The 16,642-nt window shown below is 50.8% G+C and carries 15 protein-coding genes; 10 read left to right on the top strand and 5 right to left on the bottom strand.

From position 1 onward, the window contains the following. Window positions 1-83: 83 nt before the first annotated feature. Complete coding sequence (locus tag HBA55_RS02790) at window positions 84-743, top strand: dienelactone hydrolase family protein (protein ID WP_166986731.1); 660 nt, start codon at window positions 84-86, stop codon at window positions 741-743. A 14-nt stretch (window positions 744-757) separates the two neighbouring features. Here HBA55_RS02790 and HBA55_RS02785 read toward each other — a convergent pair whose 3' ends face one another. Next, window positions 758-1,201, bottom strand: coding sequence for a hypothetical protein (locus tag HBA55_RS02785; protein ID WP_166986728.1), 444 nt, complete (start codon window positions 1,199-1,201; stop codon window positions 758-760). Between the two features lie 288 nt (window positions 1,202-1,489). On the opposite strand from HBA55_RS02785, the gene HBA55_RS02780 reads away from it, so the two are divergent. Both HBA55_RS02780 and HBA55_RS02775 read left to right on the top strand, forming a co-directional pair. Continuing rightward, entirely contained in the window at window positions 1,490-1,915 is a 426-nt protein-coding gene (locus tag HBA55_RS02780) for a carboxymuconolactone decarboxylase family protein (protein ID WP_166986725.1), read from the top strand. Beyond that, a complete protein-coding gene (locus HBA55_RS02775) occupies window positions 1,915-2,214 on the top strand; it encodes a hypothetical protein (RefSeq protein WP_166986723.1) in 300 nt (99 codons plus the stop codon). Before HBA55_RS02780 ends, HBA55_RS02775 begins: the two co-directional genes overlap by 1 nt. On the opposite strand, the gene HBA55_RS02770 is transcribed toward HBA55_RS02775, so the two are convergent. Continuing rightward, on the bottom strand, window positions 2,208-2,564 hold the full coding sequence (locus tag HBA55_RS02770; protein WP_166986720.1) for a hypothetical protein: 357 nt from the start codon (window positions 2,562-2,564) through the stop codon (window positions 2,208-2,210). The two genes, HBA55_RS02775 and HBA55_RS02770, sit on opposite strands and share 7 nt — an antisense overlap. A 546-nt stretch (window positions 2,565-3,110) precedes the next feature. Between HBA55_RS02770 and HBA55_RS02765 the strand changes: the two genes are divergently transcribed. After that, entirely contained in the window at window positions 3,111-4,094 is a 984-nt protein-coding gene (locus HBA55_RS02765; RefSeq protein ID WP_166986718.1) for a tyrosine-type recombinase/integrase, read from the top strand. Window positions 4,095-4,140: 46 nt separating this feature from the next. Here the strand turns inward: HBA55_RS02765 and HBA55_RS02760 are convergent, their stop codons facing one another. Both HBA55_RS02760 and HBA55_RS02755 read right to left on the bottom strand, forming a co-directional pair. Continuing rightward, complete coding sequence (locus tag HBA55_RS02760) at window positions 4,141-4,419, bottom strand: helix-turn-helix transcriptional regulator (RefSeq protein ID WP_166986715.1); 279 nt, start codon at window positions 4,417-4,419, stop codon at window positions 4,141-4,143. A gap of 308 nt (window positions 4,420-4,727) precedes the next feature. Continuing rightward, window positions 4,728-4,988 carry a hypothetical protein gene (locus HBA55_RS02755; RefSeq protein ID WP_166986713.1) on the bottom strand — a complete coding sequence of 87 codons (261 nt, stop codon included), beginning with the start codon at window positions 4,986-4,988 and terminating at the stop codon, window positions 4,728-4,730. A 1,948-nt stretch (window positions 4,989-6,936) separates the two neighbouring features. On the opposite strand from HBA55_RS02755, the gene HBA55_RS38150 reads away from it, so the two are divergent. Beyond that, a complete protein-coding gene (locus HBA55_RS38150; RefSeq protein ID WP_166986710.1) occupies window positions 6,937-7,173 on the top strand; it encodes a phage integrase N-terminal domain-containing protein in 237 nt (78 codons plus the stop codon). 538 nt (window positions 7,174-7,711) lie between these two features. After that, window positions 7,712-10,513 (top strand): winged helix-turn-helix domain-containing protein, encoded by a 2,802-nt coding sequence (locus HBA55_RS02745; protein ID WP_166986707.1) that lies wholly within the window; start codon window positions 7,712-7,714, stop codon window positions 10,511-10,513. A gap of 45 nt (window positions 10,514-10,558) precedes the next feature. Here the strand turns inward: HBA55_RS02745 and HBA55_RS02740 are convergent, their stop codons facing one another. Further along, window positions 10,559-11,236: a substrate-binding periplasmic protein gene (locus tag HBA55_RS02740; protein ID WP_166986705.1), complete on the bottom strand. Its 678-nt coding sequence runs from the start codon at window positions 11,234-11,236 to the stop codon at window positions 10,559-10,561. A 269-nt stretch (window positions 11,237-11,505) separates the two neighbouring features. Between HBA55_RS02740 and HBA55_RS02735 the strand changes: the two genes are divergently transcribed. From HBA55_RS02735 to HBA55_RS02720, 4 genes are all read left to right on the top strand, one after another. Continuing rightward, window positions 11,506-12,333, top strand: a complete 828-nt coding sequence (locus HBA55_RS02735) for a CPBP family intramembrane glutamic endopeptidase (protein WP_166986702.1) — start codon at window positions 11,506-11,508, stop codon at window positions 12,331-12,333. An 88-nt stretch (window positions 12,334-12,421) separates the two neighbouring features. Continuing rightward, window positions 12,422-13,624, top strand: a complete 1,203-nt coding sequence (locus tag HBA55_RS02730; protein ID WP_166986699.1) for a serine hydrolase domain-containing protein — start codon at window positions 12,422-12,424, stop codon at window positions 13,622-13,624. A gap of 45 nt (window positions 13,625-13,669) precedes the next feature. Beyond that, window positions 13,670-15,343, top strand: a complete 1,674-nt coding sequence (locus tag HBA55_RS02725) for a M28 family metallopeptidase (protein ID WP_166986696.1) — start codon at window positions 13,670-13,672, stop codon at window positions 15,341-15,343. Window positions 15,344-15,578: 235 nt separating this feature from the next. After that, a complete protein-coding gene (locus HBA55_RS02720; RefSeq protein ID WP_166986694.1) occupies window positions 15,579-16,589 on the top strand; it encodes an NAD(P)H-dependent flavin oxidoreductase in 1,011 nt (336 codons plus the stop codon). The last annotated feature ends 53 nt before the right edge of the window (window positions 16,590-16,642 follow it).

Here is a 16,642-nt window from a genome sequence, read left to right as displayed (position 1 = left end):
TTTTCTCCACAAGCATTGCCACACCGGCATCGCGGTTTAAGATGATGGTTTCCATGTAAGAAGTTATTACATAGCGAGGCAATATGCTCCCCCGAATTTCAATCTCCCTTAGCACTGCAGACGGTCGATCAATCAATGCCTACCTGGTGGAACCAAAAACAAAGCCCAAAGGCGGCGTGGTTATTCTGCAGGAAATATTCGGGGTAACGGATCATATGAAGTCACTGGCTGGGCACTTTGCCGAGCAGGGTTATCGCGCGGTCGTTCCGGCATTATTCGATCAGGTTTCTCCGAATGCTGTCGTATCCTACCAGGACGCAGAGCAAGGTCGGGCCCTGGCCGAAAAGTGTGATCCGGAAAAAGTGCTTATGGACATACAGGCGGCTGCGGATCGGGCCAAAGTGGGCGACCGGGTTTCTGTAGTGGGATACTGTTGGGGAGGCACCTACGCTTATCTGAGTGCCTGCGAACTGGATATTACTTCCGCTGTGGCGTACTACGGCACTCGCATTGTTGAGCAACTGGATAAAAACGCCAGCAGCCCGGTCTTATTTCACTTTGGCGGCAAGGATCCCATCATCAAACCTGAACATGTGGCGGAGATTCAGGCTGCCAACCCCGATCAGCAGGTTCTTGTCTACCCGGAGGCGGGCCACGCATTCTCCAATGCCGACCGACCTAACTATCATCCGGAGTCAGCCGAATTGGCCTGGCAAAGAACTCTGGAGTTTTTGGCTCAGTAAAACACCTCAAATCGTCAACTTTCCTGTTGGTCGGGCCTTATTGAGTCTGCATCTTCTATCTGGCGTGTCAGCCATTGATCGATATCAGCTTGTTGTGGGATCTCCGCTGGGGGGATGACCAACAGCCGGGTCGTCAATATTCGGCGATCCCCATCCTCCACGCCCAGCAGTTCCTCCCTGGCTTCGGCAGAGGGACAAATCACCGCCACCACCTCGTAGTTTCTGCACAGTGCCCGCCACTCCACCGGATATCGAAGCTGGGCGCCATCAATTTCATTGCGATGATTCCAGGGTTCATCGTCAATAAAGAACGCGGTGAAGTAGCGCTGGCTATGTTGCTTGATGGCATTGTGGATCTGGTAACTGTCATACTCCACGCCGACGATGATTACGGCTTGCTTGGGCGGAGCGAAGCGTCTCCTAATGCGCTGGAACAGTGTCATTTTGGCATTGATCAAATGATAAAGGGATTTCTGTTGGATCTATACAACTAACCATTAGATCACGGCTGGGGCCACAGCAACATCTTGGCTGATGAAAGCTCATGCCTATTCAACAAAATCTCAAAGGAATTTAGCCATCTATGGACTACGGCGGTCATGCGAATTCAGTCTAATCCAGCCAAAGTGGGGTGGGCCGGGACTGACTATACTTGAGGCCCCGGGCTCTACATACAGCCCCGTGAGGTGTTGGCCACTCGGCAACACGGGCGACCAGCAGTCCTGTGAACTCTCTGGAGGTGTGATATGAATATTGAACAAACCCGCCGTGAAATCGAACAGAAATTGGGACAGGTGCCAGGCTGGATGGCGCAAATGCCGGATGGCGCTTTGGAAGGATTCTGGGCCAATGCACGCGATTTCTGGCTTGCTGACACTCAAATACCCGGTAAATACAAAGAACTCATCGGAATTGCTCTGGCCGGCGCCACCCGCTGTCGCTACTGTGCCCTGTTCCACACGGAAATTGCCAGGGTTTACGGCGCCACGGACGCCGAAATCGCCGAAGCCAGTGCCATGGCGGCCACTACTATGGCCGGCAGCACCTTTATTAATGCCCAGCAGATCGACTACGACGAATTCCGTCGCGAAACCATGGAGATCGTCCAATACGTCAAGAATCAGTCAATGGCGCAAACCCAGACCGACTCTACCCGCCCTGCGGCGCACTGATGCATTCGCCGCAACCGGACCCGTCACACCCTGCGGCAGAGTTGCTGCAGCAGGCGGGCCTGTTTTCGCTCAAAGATGGGCAGCCCACCCGTCGCTGGCACGGTGCACTGGCCCGTGCCGCCGGCGAGTTGGTGTCCCGGGGTGAGTCCGGAACGGATTTACGCTTGCCTATCGTTATGGCGTTGCACGAGGTGCTGGGTGATAGCGTGACTGAGAATCAGTTGGTCGACCTGGTCGAGTTTATGCTGCCGGTGGTGGAAGCGGGTACTGATCGCAGCGATACTGACCCTCATCACTGATAGTTTTTCAGGTTTGCACACTCTGGGGTAATGTCATCACCGGCGTTGTCAATCTGGGAACAAGACAGGCTGCCAATCGAGCGCATGCAAGCAACCGATGCCTCGAACAGCGAGTTCTTAACCAGTCCGGCGCTGAAACGATCTTTCATCTGCAGGCAGGTTTTATCCATCATCTGGGTAACCATAGTTTTGGCCTCTGGTGGTAGATCCTGTTGCTGTATTTTCAGCAGCGCGCAAGACTTCATTTTTTCACAGGCAATCTGGTACGCCTGTTGGAACTCCGCGTTCTTATCGGCCCAAGTGTACGAAACCGCTGTCATCAAAAGCCCTAGCACCAGCACCTTTTTCATTCTCGTTCTCCTTTCTAGCGTATGACCCGTCCCTTTTTGTGTAGGAGTCCAGGGATGGAATTCGAATCAGTATAAACCGCCAATGCAATATCAGAAACCCCTTTCAGCCTGGCACTACGGTGCATGTTTCTCTGCGATCAACGACTGACGGATTTCGTTTTTACCCAAACTAAGGTCTCTAGGCGAGGCGCGGCTGATAGTCGAAAGTCTCAGAGAGATAATAACCTGAGTTATCCCATACTCATCGACAAAGATCGATCTGCACATTATTGATGAAATAGCTTGTTGAACCTTTATTCCAGAACTTCTGTATTCCTGGTTTGGGTTTCAGGTTGTACTGGATGCAGTCAGCCTGTTCAATTCCGGCCTCCGGTACCATCACCCTTTTCTGCTAAATCTCGGCTTCTCGCAACTCCCCGTTTCACGCGGGTTTCAGCGTAATTTTGTCGTTTCAGAAAACACAGACAACCCCAAAATTCCCTATAATATCCGCGACTGGCGCGACAAATTCGCGACAAAAAAGCGACATTAGAGGGATTTTGAATTATGGCGACTGTACGGAAGCGGGGCGACAAGTGGCAGGTGCAAATCACTTTGAATGGCCACCGCAAAAGCAAGACTTTTCAGACTAAATCACAGGCCAGCGCCTGGGCCAGAGAGACCGAGCAGGACTTGTCATTACTCGGCGATAATGTGGACCTGCGGGCTACGTTCAATCAGCTACTCAATCGATATGCCAAAGAAATTTCGCCGACTAAAGGTGGGGCTGATTGGGAACAGGGTCGAATCGACAAGTTCCGGGAATTACCGATCGCTGAAAAACGATTGGTCGACCTCAAGCGAGAGGATTTCGAAGACTATATTGAGGACAGGCTCAAAACGGTTCAGTCCTCAACGGTGAATCGCGAACTGAATTTATTGCGCCACACGATGACGCAAGCTCGTCGTTGGAATCTAATGGAGCACAATCCGTTTCGAGATCTGAAGTGCCCCTCGAACCCACCGCATCGTGAGCGCTTGTTCGAACCAGAGGAAATCGAGGCATTGCTGATTCCGCTTAGCTATAGCGAGGATTGGGCGGTGACCATGCAGTGCCAACGTGTCGCGGTAGCGCTGTTGTTTGCGTTTGAAACGGCAATGCGTGCAGGGGAAATCTGCGCTATTCGAGCGGCAGATATCGATTTCAAGAAGCGGACCGTATTCCTGCCGAAAACCAAAAACGGCCATCCGCGAACCGTTCCATTGTCGACAGAGGCTGTTCGGTTGTTGAAGCGGTTGGAGCCATTCCCAACGGATGATCCGGTGTTCCGACTTTCTTCGGGTACACTCAGTACGCTCTTTCGTAAAGCCAGGGAACAGGCGGGCCTCGATGATCTGACGTTTCATGACTCACGCCATGAGGGGACGACTCGTTTGGCCCAGAAGTTGGAGGTAATGGATCTGGCTCGTGTTACAGGGCACAAAGACATTCGCCAGCTGATGACCTACTACAACAAGAAAGCGCATCACATTGCAGAATTGTTGGATTGAAGCAGTGAGTGGCGGGTTTCATTGATGGTGATGGAACCCGCCAGAACTATCGTTTCTTGACCCAGGCTATCACTTCGGATTTTAACCATTTGCAACCGCAGTTCAGTGGCATAGGAAAGCCAGGTTTCTTCGATATTCGATCGATGAACTGCCTGCGTTTCACCCTGAGGTACTCGGCGCAGTCATCAGCATTCCATATCACGTCTTTATCAAGCGGAGTTTTTCGAAGTTTCTGGAAGATCAGATCAGCCAGCTGATCGTAGTCAATTGGTCCCAGTTCCTTTCGCTTGCTTGAAGATGCTTCCAAATCGTTTAGTTGGTTCATTGTTAATTCCTCTCAGATTTTTTCACAATCGCTCGCGTATTAGCGGCTCGAAGAAGTGTAAGAAAACACTCGAAAATCGAAAGCGAAAATGTTGCCGATTAAGGTTCGGATATTTTTATCGAGAACGGTGGGAAAGGCAGTTTCTGTGTTTACAGTGAACCCTTTATATTGACGGACCCGAAAGGAGATCTGTCTACGTATAGCGATGAGGAAACTAATCACTCGGTTCGGGGGTAGTCTTCTAATTTAGTCAGTAGGGAAAGGATTGCGGTGAGGTAGGCACCCCACCGCAGGTTGTACATTGTCGGCTAGCTGTTGGCCTCGTTTTCTGAAGAGTCATCTGGATTCCGGGGGGCCTCTCCATGGGTAGATGATTGCAAGGTCTGGATTTCCTCCTGGGCCCAGGCTTCGTCCAGCATCTGCAAAAAACGCTCAGCTCTCATCAGGCGATCACCTCGTGTCGGGACGACCTGAAGGTTTACGACTCCTTCACCGATCGATATGGGAGTAATGGTGAAGTATTCGCCCAGGTGAACCGGTTGATATAAGCGGCATGGAAATATCGGCATCAGTAATTGCTCCTTGATTTGACTGTCGCATGAATGTCAATGGTCCGAGTTTTCTCGGCCAGGACTCATAGCGGCAGACATATTCCTTAGTAAGAAAACTCCTTGCATTGGCTGAGTGAAAATTGAGCAGGAAGGCGGGGGTGCACGACTGAAGTAAAGGAAAACGCCGATCAACGTGGTACGCCATGCCGCACTCCGGCGCCTGTGGCGGGAGTGGTTAGAAATACTCATCTTCAACAGTAACATTATTGAAGACAATAGGGGCCCTGACGTATGATGCATGCAGCCTCGTCGATAGATAGGATATCGGGGGGGTTAGCCATCTCTCGGTGTTGGTAGCACCGGGGGGTGGCGATTACATCAAGTTCACGTAGTCATGGTGTAGTCCTTTCCTTTCTGTAATTTCCGCGAGAGTTCCTGGAGCAGGGGACTCGCGGAAAGAATCACGGTTTCTACCGTGAATACATTTCACTTAGGGCAGGCTGTTTGGCGGCGTACCAACTATCGGAAGGTCCTTGCCACATTCGGCTTGTTACTACTGGCCTACCTGCCCCTGTCTGCTTTGCTGCGTACACCAGCGATTGATTTCGGCGCAATCAAAGCATCCTCTACCGTAATCGCTTTCTGTGTGAATTTCAATCGAAGTGAGGTATTTAGCGACGCCAATTGAAACGGGGCTCCAAGCCCAACACCAAAATAGCAATCAGTGTAGAAAAATTGGCCAAAGGATCCAGAAAAATGGACTGCAGCCCCTGGAGTAATTAATGCAAAGTGGATTGCTCGGCGAAGGATGCTTTTGCGGTGACAGTGTATCCACTGGCTCGGATCATGCCCGAACAAGGGTTTATGCTCTTACTTTGTACATTGGCTACCGGCTCAACCATCATCCGCCCCCGTCACTACAACCACAATGTGGTGTAGTGACGGGGGCGGCCAGCTCAGGAATTACGCGGCTTCCAGAACAGATTTCAAAGTGGAATTGGAGTTCTGTCTAACTATACTGGGCTCCATCACTAGGTAAACGACTCCAAACGCGGCCACAGCGATAATGTGGATGAGGGGTTTCGCCCTTGCCATCGTAACTGGCAAAAACGGAAAACCGCGCAGCTTGACCCGTAGATTAAATAGCGCAAGCAACTTTCGGGTTGTGGGTCATTTCAAAAAACTCGGCGGCCAATAGCGACTCGGAGTCCGTGTCATTCGATTCCAAGCAACGGGGTGGCCTGCCATCTAAGTTCACGCGGACACCACGTCGCGTATTCCAAAGACGCTAAGCGAACTCTCGCTTGGTCAACCGTGGTCTCATGACTGCGTCTTTCGATGATGCCGGTAATCCGGTGTCGTTCACTCAATCCAATCGTCGTTCGATGGTTCCATAATTCAGGCGCGAATCCCCGTGGTGAAGCGTTAAGGAGGTTCATAACCACTTGATTCGGATTTCCTCGAATCATGGACAGAACAGTGTCCAAAACTCACCGACACTGATCGTTCAGTGTCATGTCAATCAACTCGATAACCGTGCGGTTATCCCTAAAACGCAATACGGACGAATGGTGCCGTATTCTGGAGGTATCCATTCCACCATTACCGTTCGGGAGGTTTTCCGGACAACAGACGGTAACTCGTTTGAAATTCGCGGCTTGGAACTTCCCGTGTCGTATACATCCACTCAGTCGTCTTCGGATGGCTATAAAACTCAATGCGGACTGACTGTGTCAGACCAACGGTTCCGCATGTTTGAAGGAGGTGAACTTTTCACCCGTTGGTGGGGCTCTACGAGCCTTGAGAAACTGTCGCAGTGGGTTCCTCAACTGGGGAGAAGCTGCGTGCCTGCGGCTAGGCGTGTCAGATCGAGGGGCGTGGTGTCCCCAGGCATTTCCGCTTCAGCGGTACCATTTCGGAGCAGATCCGGGAGGTAGCCATAAACACTAACCGAAGAGACTACACTATGCGCGATCTGGAATACCAACTCAAACAACTGTGCCTTCATAATCGCGATGGTGGTCATGGCACCCAAGCCAACCGGGCTAAGATCCTAAGACTGGTGGTAATTGGGTATCGGCTTATTGGCATACGAACATGGAATACGAAATATCCAGAGGTCTTGATAAAGTGCTGGTTGTCGGACGAACTGTCTTCGGGAACCATGATGAATTGTATGAACCACCTGCGATGGTATGACTGACAAGGTAAATCGAGTGCACCATCAAACGACTACTACGGTATTCCTGACCGGCGATTGGTGAGCTGGAATTCGAAGACTCTTAAGCAGGCTGGCGTGTTCTCACAAAATAATCGCCGATCCCTATTTGAGAATTAGCCTCGAGCTACAATAGACCTTTGGTCTGCAATCGGGAGGGGAACATCAAATTTGGTCCTACTACCTTGATCAAGGTCACCATATCGGTCTAAAACCAACCCGGATTAAGGGGATGAAGAAAGATGGATGTCTTTCTTTCACAAATCGCTACTGGAGGCCAGAAAATGGGAGAATATTTGGGCTAATCCCTGGCATTAAGGTCTGAACAAATCATTTATGCAAATCACACTACTTGCTACTTAAGGAACGCCTAGTATAAACCTCACGCAAAAATGAATTTGAATAGCTTCAGCTCTATTACTATCCTCTAGGTTGCCCCCCCATTCGGGGGGTGGCAGCCCCCCCGTTGCACTTTTTAATGAATGCTATAGTCTCGGGCAGCGTTAAAGGAGCACAGGTAACGATGAGTAAGGCCTCCAAGGAGCCGATTTTGCGGCGATCTTCCTTTATTCTGAAGTCCAAAATAACCCCGCCTGTTGAGCAACAGGGTATGGAGCTGCGCTCCAGGCTGTTGCCGGATCCCGCTGAAATTCCAGAATTGGCCCTTATGTTGATTCAGGCGCCAGCCGGCTACGGCAAAACCACGCTCTTAAAGCAATTGACACGACACTTTCAGCATGCCGGTTTGCAGGCAGCCTGGCTGACACTCTGCCACACTGAAAACGATCCCATCAGGGCCATCGAACATATTTCAGCGGCATTTGGTATTCTGGATCCGGCAATTGATCAGGAAATGGCGGTCTATTTTTCGGCGACACCGCCTTACCCTGTCGAGGACATAATTTCAGCCTTGATACACAGTTTGGAACGGTTTGAGTCGGGCGCAACTCTTATTCTGGACGACTATCACGAAATCAGCAGTCCGGATGTACACAATGCCGTATTTTTCCTGTTGAGTAATCTTCCAAAGAGCATATGCAGCATTGTTGCCTCCAGAACTCGACCACCGTTTGCATTTAATCGTCTGGAAGAAAAGGGCAAAGTGGTAACTCTTGATCGAAATGCTCTGCGTTTTACTGCTGAAGAAACAGCACAATATTTGAAAAACGCGGGAAATCTGGAGCTGGCCTCTGAAAATTTGACCGAATTCTCAGCGCACACCGAAGGATGGATCACGGCCATCAAGTTGGCGGTGATGTCCCTTGACGTGGGTGGCTCGGAGCATCAGGTGCAGAAGTTGATCACCGGCAGTCACTATGCTCTGGTTGACTACCTGACGGAGGCGGTACTTAATAAACACGGCGCTGAAACCAGGCGTTTCCTGTTGCAAACCGCACCCTTGGGACGCCTTACGGTAGATCTGTGTAATGCCGTCACCCAACAGGATAATGCCTCTGAACAGATTGGCAAGCTGGCAAGGGAAAACCTGTTTCTCAACCCTCTGGATGCAGAGGGCAAATGGTATCGATACCATTCCCTGTTTTCAGAATTTCTAGGGGGGTTGCTGTCTCAGGAGGCGTCTCTGGATCGTGCGGAGATCCACAAGCGCGCCAGCAGATGGTACCTGGATAATGGCATGCTGGAGGAAGCAGTGGATCATGGCATTGCCAGTGGTGATATCCAGTATGTGACCACGGTCATTAACGCTTCGGTAGTGGAAGTGATACGCGCTGGCCAGGTCAGTCGTCTGCTGGGATGGTTGACGTTATTGCCCGAGAAAATCATATCCCGTTCTCCGCAGCTTCTGACGCATCTGATCTGGTGCCAGCTACTGACACATCAAATACAGGCTGCCAAGAAATCGACAAAGATTGCCGAACGGCTCTATCGTGAACAATTCGACCTTCTGGAAGAGGAAGACCGACGGCGGATCCCCGAATACTTGGCTGAGCTGGGTGTCATCGATCAGTTCACCAAACGTATTTCCAATGACCAGTGGGATGACCCTAAGCCGCTACTGGCACTGAAGGATTCCCTGGACCCAGACTGGGTATTTATTCGCGCCGTGACCGAGGTCGAATTGGGTTATATTTATCTTCACCAGGACAAGTTGGACAACGCTTACGCCGCTTTTCAGGATGGGCACGCCTATGGTCGGGCTGTGCCCAATGCTTTTGTGGTCAGTATGGCCACCCAAGTCATGGCATTTGTGCGCAGATTGCAGGGCCGTTTGACAGATGGCCAAAATCTATGCCGCCAGGGCATGAAGGATGCCATTGATGAATCACAGCAACCGCTTCCTGCGGCTGGGCGTTTCGACTTAACGCTCGCGCAACTCAGCTATGAAGCCAATGATCTGGATACGTGCCGGGACAGCCTGAGGAAATCGATAGAGCTGTATCCGCTCAGCAGTGATCCAGTTCTGTTGGCGGAAACAGAAATACTCAGTGCAAAATTAGTTGGTCTGGAACGTGGTCCCAAAGACGTTGTCGACAGGTTGTACGAAGCAGAGAGAAAGGTATCGAGCCGGGGCACACCAAGGTTATTGAACCAGATTCGAGCATACCAGGCCTGGTATTTGATAGAGGGCGAGGATCTTTCTTCGGCGGAAGCCATTTTGCGCCAATGTGAGATGCCTCTTGACAAGCCCCGTCCCGCCCCTGGATTTCATGCCAGCCCGGAGGCAGAGATTTTCTATCTGGCAATGTGTCGTTATTGGATAGCTGTTGGCAGCTACAAGCAGGCCGGCGCCTGGTTGCGTCATCTGCTCAGAAATGCGGAAAGCAGCAGTCGCCTGCCTTCCGTAGTCATGATCAGTGGGCTATTGGCTGTCATGCTGGCCAATCAGGAGCAGCCTGAAGCAGCGATTAGATTGATCAGGGATATTATGGTGATGGCGACTGAGGTCGGGCTGGCGCGCAGCGTTCTCGATCTGGGTAACGAATTTGTCAGACTGCTGGAAGGGTATTACCGCTTGCGTACGTCAAAGGACAGGGAGGAGCTTCAGGATCCGGTTATCAGCCACATTCATCACCTTCTTGCAATCTCGGAAGGGGAGATGAGCGCGATCAGTACCTCCCAGGCGCCGGTAACTGGTGGCTCTCCAGCATCTGCCGGGCAGCAAGAAACAGATTCCTTGACGCCAAGAGAAATCCAGGTTTTAGAACAAGTGGCCAAAGGATTGAAAAATCGCGAAGTGGCCGAGGAGCTATTGATCGCCGAGTCCAGCGTGCGCTGGCATATCAAAAATATCTATACCAAACTTGACGTTCACAACAGAACTGAAGCCAGTATTAAGGCTCGCGAGATGAAAATCCTGCGTTAGTGTCCAGATCGTAAATCTCGTAAACCTAACTTCGGTTTTAGGATCTCAGTCGGAAGTAAAATACCTTTCTTGAATGCGCTCGAACTCGTTTCGTGCATGCAGGCTTCTCATCACGCGTTTCAGATGCCCTGCAGTTTTCTGGTCGATGGTAGATTTGGATAATAATAGACCGCCGGACAGTTCCTGGTCGATATATAATGGGTTGTCGAATGTGTCTTTCGGCAAATTCAGAGCCTGGATCTTTGTGAACAGGCCTCTGATCAGACCGACCCCGGCGTCACAGCGCTTACGATAAACCAGCTTGATGATCTGGGTATAAGAGCCAATGTATAACCGACTTATGCGCTTCTCCGAGTCATAGGCCTCGCCATAAATACTGCCCAGATTTTGACAAACCACTTTACCGTACAAGTCTTCCATAGAACCAATGGGATTTCCTCTAAGGGTGATAAAGCCTGACCGTTGAGCCGGAGTGCTACCGGCAAGAACGGACACTTTCATAAACCGGTCATCAGCAAAGTGTATGGTTGCGTCTGCCCTTCCGGTGGACATGTCTGCCAGAATCCGCGATAGCGGAGCGAGTGTTATTTCTATAGGCAGTTCCGCATAGCTCATGATTGCTTTGCCCCAATCCACGATGATGCCTTTATCCTCCCCGTCAGCCCTGTAACCCCAGGGGTAGGAATCGACAGCGTAGAAACGTATAACCTTATTATCGGCCAAGGCGTACTCGTAGCAGCTAATCATGGTGACAAGATATAAGAAGAGGGGTCTCGCTAGGTTCACGGGGGGCATCCTGATCAAAGTCGTTCTGATTCTAGGGAGATCAATGGGCAACGCACCCCCAATTCTGGTAGGTCCAGGGGTGAGATCTCGGATACTGGGCGGTAACTCCATTTCCCCCTCAAATGGGGGGGGGAATAGAAGGCTGGACCACCGCTACAGTTGACCATAACAGTGACAACAACCAATGCGGATAAAGGAGACAACCTTTGACCAGCGCCACGAATTCTCAGCCACCGATTGATCCGGGCTCGGAGTGCAATCCCTCAACTTTACCTCTATCGGAGTCCCAATATTCCCTCAGGAAGATACTTGGCATCTGGGCGGTCGTATCGCTGCCGATGCCAATATTGGCGTTTGTTGTTGCCCCGGTGATATCTCCGGACACCAATCTGAATCCCGCTATCGTATTCTGGTTGCTTATGATTGCAGGAATGGCTTGGCAGTTCGTCGTTGCGCTATGGGTTATGTACGATGAATTGGGAACACTGAGTTGGTCTTCTATCAAAAAGCGCACCTGGCTGAATATGCCCCGTGATCCTCTTACAGGTGACGCAAATGCAAAACTGTTTTGGTGGTTGGTTCCTGCCATTGCGTTTAATGGCCTGGTTATGCTTACCCTCAGCGGCCCGTTGATATCACTGGTTGACAACCTGTTTCCCTTTATCCCGGAACCGACCAGTATCGAAGAATTGAAATCGACAGAATTTGTCGGGGCCTGGTGGTTGATACCCTTAGTGCTGGTCTCACACGCGTTCAACTATTTCTTGGGTGAAGAATTTTTGTTCCGGGGAGTGTTGTTACCGAAACTACAAGGCGTTTTTGGAAAGTGGGACTGGGTTGCCGGTGCCGTATTGTTTGCTTCTTACCACCTCCACAAGCCTTTGAGTATACTGTTAAATACAGTGGTCAGTCTCGCAGGTTTCTGGACTTCCCGCCGCTTTCGTTGCAGTTGGTTCGGTATTATCGTGCACGCCATAGAGGGACTAATGGTGCTTGCGCTCGTCTTTGCGGTCGTAACTGGTGCGGCCTTTTGAAGATTTTATTGAGCAGTCTTAGCCCAGCCGGATGCCACCATTTTTTGGAGTAGATGCTATGCAGCGTAGTTTTTTGAGGGGTGCCCACATGTCCATTTTTTCCGATACGACCCTGCTTGTTTCTATGTTGCTGGCAGTCGTTCTGATCAGCGGTTGCTCCAGTATAGGAAGCAACGAGAACAAAATCAGTTTTCCTTCAGAAACATCCTTGCTTTTACAAAAGCAATTGGACACTGCGTCCGTTGATCAGTCTGCCATATACCCCGGTTCAATTCTTCGAATACAAACGTTGGCAGGCATATGGGAGGGGACCACTGGCGTGGCCAACGTGGTCAACAGAGATGCGGTAGTCCCCGCCGCCAAGTTTCGTGCGGGTAGCATACTAAAGCCGTTTATCGCAACGGTTGTCTTGCAGTTAATGGAAGAAAAGAAGCTGTCCCTGGATGATCGACTGACAGATTTTCTGCCCCATAGCACCACACGTAAGTTCAACGACAGCGCCAGTATTACCCTCAAAATGTTGCTTAACCATACCAGCGGCATTGGCGACTGGACGGGGAGTAACAGTGAAGAAGAGAAGGAACTCTATGAAGCCATTTTCCGGGACAACCAGCAGATCAGACCCTGGCCGGTAGAAGAGTTACTTGAGATGGCCGCTTCTCAGGGACAGTATTTTGATGCGGGAAGTCAATGGCAGTACAATAATACGGGGTATAATCTTCTGGGTTTAGTTATTGAAAAGGTGACGGGACAATCCTGGCGAGATAACATTCGTCAGCGTGTTCTGGCACCTCTGGATCTGAAGAATACCTTTCTACCAGAGTCTGGCCATCTGACCATGAGTCAACCATTTATCAGTGGTTACAGTGACTTCAGTGGTGAATTTACCGATACCACTGAGGTGGATCCTTCGCTGGCCGGCGCAGCGGGAGGACATGCACTCGTAACCAATACCGAAGATCTGTCAATTTTTATCAGGGCGCTTCTGGACGGAGTCTTATTCAGAAATCAGGAGACCCTGTCAAAGATGCTGAGTTTCGTCGATATGGGAGAAGCGGGATCAGCCTACGGCCTGGGTATACAGACCTTTCCTCTGCCCAATGGCGGTTATGCCATTGGGCATGGGGGTATGACTGCGGGTTATAGATCCGTCGTCTTTCATCTGCCAAAAGAAGACATCACTGTGGCCTCCGTTCTTTCGGCGCATCAGGGGGCGGGATTTGACTTCTTGTTACCCACACTGAAAATCGTCAAAGAGCACCTCAAGACAGTTTCAAAAAAATATGATTGATCCCTGAGTCAATAGGGTGTTCGTCTGGGAATCAGGATAAAAGTTATGAAAAACCACTTGAGAATAGTTGTGCTACCGTTGATGATCCTCGCAATCTATGGGTGCAAGTTCAACACGGACATAGCGGTTCAGAGTGCACCGAAAGCCGATGCCGATCGCCTCAAAGCTCATGTAGAATTTCTTGCCGATGACGTCCTGGAAGGCCGTGGCACAGGCAGTAAAGGTTACAAGATCGCTGCCAACTACGTGGCCGCAGAGTTTGCTAAACTCAAAGTCAAGCCTGCCGGGGATGGTGGCAGTTACTTTCAAAGTGTTCCAATGCGCCGGGCGTTGGTGGACCGGTCTTCGGTGAGGCTGACTATTGCAGATGGCCACAACGAAACGGAGTTGAAGTTTCCTGGGGAATTTGTTCCCATTGCCAGCGCCAGTCACAAGAATATCGATATTTCCGCCCCTCTGGTGTTTGCGGGTTACGGTATTGAGTCGGACCTATTGAATCATCATGATTATAGAGACCTGGATGCCAAGGGAAAAATAGTGGTGATTTTGTCGGGGCAACCGCGGTGGTTTCCGAGTGAGGAGGGGGCACATTTTGGGAACCATCGAGAGCGCTATCTCAATGCTGTCAAGGCGGGGGCGGTGGGCCTGGTTACCGTACAAACGCCGGATATGGAGAAACGTTCTCCTTATAGTAAGGCGTCAAATCAATATTTGAACATCCCCAGGTTTCGTTGGGTCAAAGATGACAACAGTCTCGCTGATGGCTGGCCCGAAATAATGGCTCAGGCACATATCGATACAGTCCCAGCCTCAAAACTGTTTGTGGGTGCAAAGATGTCTCTGGAAGATGTTTTTTCCAGTATTGAACAAGGCAAACAGGTTGCCGGTTTTGATCTCGCTGTGAGCATGTCTCTGAAAAGCAGCAATACAATCAGTTCAATATCCAGTTCAAATGTTCTGGGGGTTATTGAAGGCAGTGATCCTGAGCTTAAGAATGAGTATGTGGTCTATAATGCTCATCTGGATCATCTCGGGCAGACTGAAGTGAGTGGCGCTGGTGAGATATACAATGGCGCATTGGATAACGCCTCAGGGGTAGCGGTAATGTTGGAGGTGGCCAGAATATTCTCTGAAAGCCGTATTCCGCCCAAGCGCTCCATTCTATTCGCGGCGGTAACTGGGGAAGAGGCTGGGCTTCTGGGGGCGGACTATTTCGTAAACAATCCAACGGTGCCATCGGGATCGATGGTAGCCACCATCAACCTGGACATGCCATTTCTGTTTTATCCCTTAAAGAGTGTTATCGCTTTTGGCAGTGAGCATTCCTCATTGGGGGGAATCGCCGAACAGGTTCTGGCGAAACTGAACATGCAGCTGGAGCCGGATCCCTGGCCAGAAAGAGCCCTCTTTGTACGCAGTGACCATTACGAGTATGTGCGCAAGGGGATCCCTTCGGTGTTCTTGACAACAGGGACTCAATCCAGCGATCCAGACGTCAACGCCATGGATCTGATTCTTGATTTTGCCATGAACCACTACCATCGACCCACCGATAATCTGGAACTGTCCTTTGACTGGCAAGCGGCAAGAACGTTTTCGGAGCTGAGTCTACTGATCGGCGAAGAAGTCGCAAACCGGCCGCAGAGGCCTTACTGGCATGAAGGCAGTTTCTTCGGTGATAATTTTTCTGGTGGTCATTCAAACCAAAATTGGAATTGACTGACGAATGGAAGGCATTTACTGAATTGGTGACGTGCATACTCCCCGTTTAGGGGGGGAGCTCGGATGCAGCAGAGTTTAGAGTATTTCCATAGCCCCGAAACCAATGGCGAGCCCAAATGTGCAAGTGTCTGGGGGGCTATTCACTTCAAAAAGTTGTTGTGGTGCCCGGTATTGGTAATCATTGGGCCCGGCGGCTATGTCCGATAGTTACTGAGTATCTGGAGCTTGTATTATGTCAGCTAGTCCTTTGATCCAAACCCCGATCAGCGAAATGTTCGATTTGAGGTATCCCATTATTTGTGGCGCTATGATGTGGCTGGGTACCCCAAGGCTGTGTGAAGTTGTCGCTGATGCCGGTGGTATGGGTACGCTTACTGCAGCGATCTATAAAACGGAAGAAGAGTTCAGAGACGCAGTCGTTGAGACCAAAAAGCGCCTCAATGGCCGATCCTTTATGGTTGGCGTGACCATCCTGCCATCAATTGCCGTATCTGATGAACATCACAAAATGTATCTCCGAGTCTGTGCGGAGGAGAAAGTGCCGGGTATTGAAGTCTCAGGCGCACCTATTGATCGTGCCTGTGGTATGGATTACCTGGATGCCTTGAAAGAGGCCGGGGTTCGACTGTTCCATAAAGTTGGCTCTTTGCGCCATGCAAAACATGCCCAAAAAGTAGGCTACGACGGCGTTTATTGTGCCGGTATCGAAGAGGGGGGGCATCCGCTGAACGATGATGTCTCAACCATGGTGTTGACGCCGAAGTTCGCCGACGAACTCTCTATTCCGGTTGTGACTACTGGCGGCATCGCCGACGGCCGCAGCATGGCGGCGGCACTGGCGCTGGGTGCCTCCGGCGTGATGATGGCCACACGTTTTATGGCAACCACCGATTGCTGTGAAATTCACGACAATATTCGTAACGAATTGGTCAAGCGTCAGGAGTACGAAACTGAATTGATCGCCAAGAACCTTGGGTTGCAATGCCGTGCCTTGAGTAACGGCGTTGTGAAGGAAATCAATAAGGTGGAAGCCGCGAACGGAGGCCTTGATGAGATGATGCCTCTAATGACCGGTCAACGTGCTAAAAAGGGCTGGATCGTTGGCGATGTGGACCTCGGTGTGTACACTGTCGGACAGACTATCGGGCGGATCAACGATATTCCGACTACCGCAGAGCTGTTGGAGCGGATGGCGAAGGAAGCACTGGACGCCAGTATGGCAGTACAAGGGCTCTATTCTTAAGTTTGTACCCCCACCGGGTGGCCATCCCTGGCCACCTTCAAGTCCCTTCAGAA

It is taken from the genome of Pseudomaricurvus alkylphenolicus, assembly GCF_011683955.1.
GTDB classification, from domain to species: domain Bacteria; phylum Pseudomonadota; class Gammaproteobacteria; order Pseudomonadales; family Cellvibrionaceae; genus Pseudomaricurvus; species Pseudomaricurvus alkylphenolicus.
This window is presented reverse-complemented; position numbering and strand designations above follow the sequence as displayed.

Coding starts and splice junctions, on each gene's coding strand:
- HBA55_RS02790 (WP_166986731.1), top strand. CDS start 84: ATGCTCCCCCGAATTTCAATCTCCCTTAGCACTGCAGACGGTCGATCA.
- HBA55_RS02780 (WP_166986725.1), top strand. CDS start 1,490: ATGAATATTGAACAAACCCGCCGTGAAATCGAACAGAAATTGGGACAG.
- HBA55_RS02775 (WP_166986723.1), top strand. CDS start 1,915: ATGCATTCGCCGCAACCGGACCCGTCACACCCTGCGGCAGAGTTGCTG.
- HBA55_RS02770 (WP_166986720.1), bottom strand. CDS start 2,564: ATGAAAAAGGTGCTGGTGCTAGGGCTTTTGATGACAGCGGTTTCGTAC.
- HBA55_RS02765 (WP_166986718.1), top strand. CDS start 3,111: ATGGCGACTGTACGGAAGCGGGGCGACAAGTGGCAGGTGCAAATCACT.
- HBA55_RS02760 (WP_166986715.1), bottom strand. CDS start 4,419: ATGAACCAACTAAACGATTTGGAAGCATCTTCAAGCAAGCGAAAGGAA.
- HBA55_RS02755 (WP_166986713.1), bottom strand. CDS start 4,988: ATGCCGATATTTCCATGCCGCTTATATCAACCGGTTCACCTGGGCGAA.
- HBA55_RS38150 (WP_166986710.1), top strand. CDS start 6,937: ATGCGCGATCTGGAATACCAACTCAAACAACTGTGCCTTCATAATCGC.
- HBA55_RS02745 (WP_166986707.1), top strand. CDS start 7,712: ATGAGTAAGGCCTCCAAGGAGCCGATTTTGCGGCGATCTTCCTTTATT.
- HBA55_RS02730 (WP_166986699.1), top strand. CDS start 12,422: ATGTCCATTTTTTCCGATACGACCCTGCTTGTTTCTATGTTGCTGGCA.
- HBA55_RS02725 (WP_166986696.1), top strand. CDS start 13,670: ATGAAAAACCACTTGAGAATAGTTGTGCTACCGTTGATGATCCTCGCA.
- HBA55_RS02720 (WP_166986694.1), top strand. CDS start 15,579: ATGTCAGCTAGTCCTTTGATCCAAACCCCGATCAGCGAAATGTTCGAT.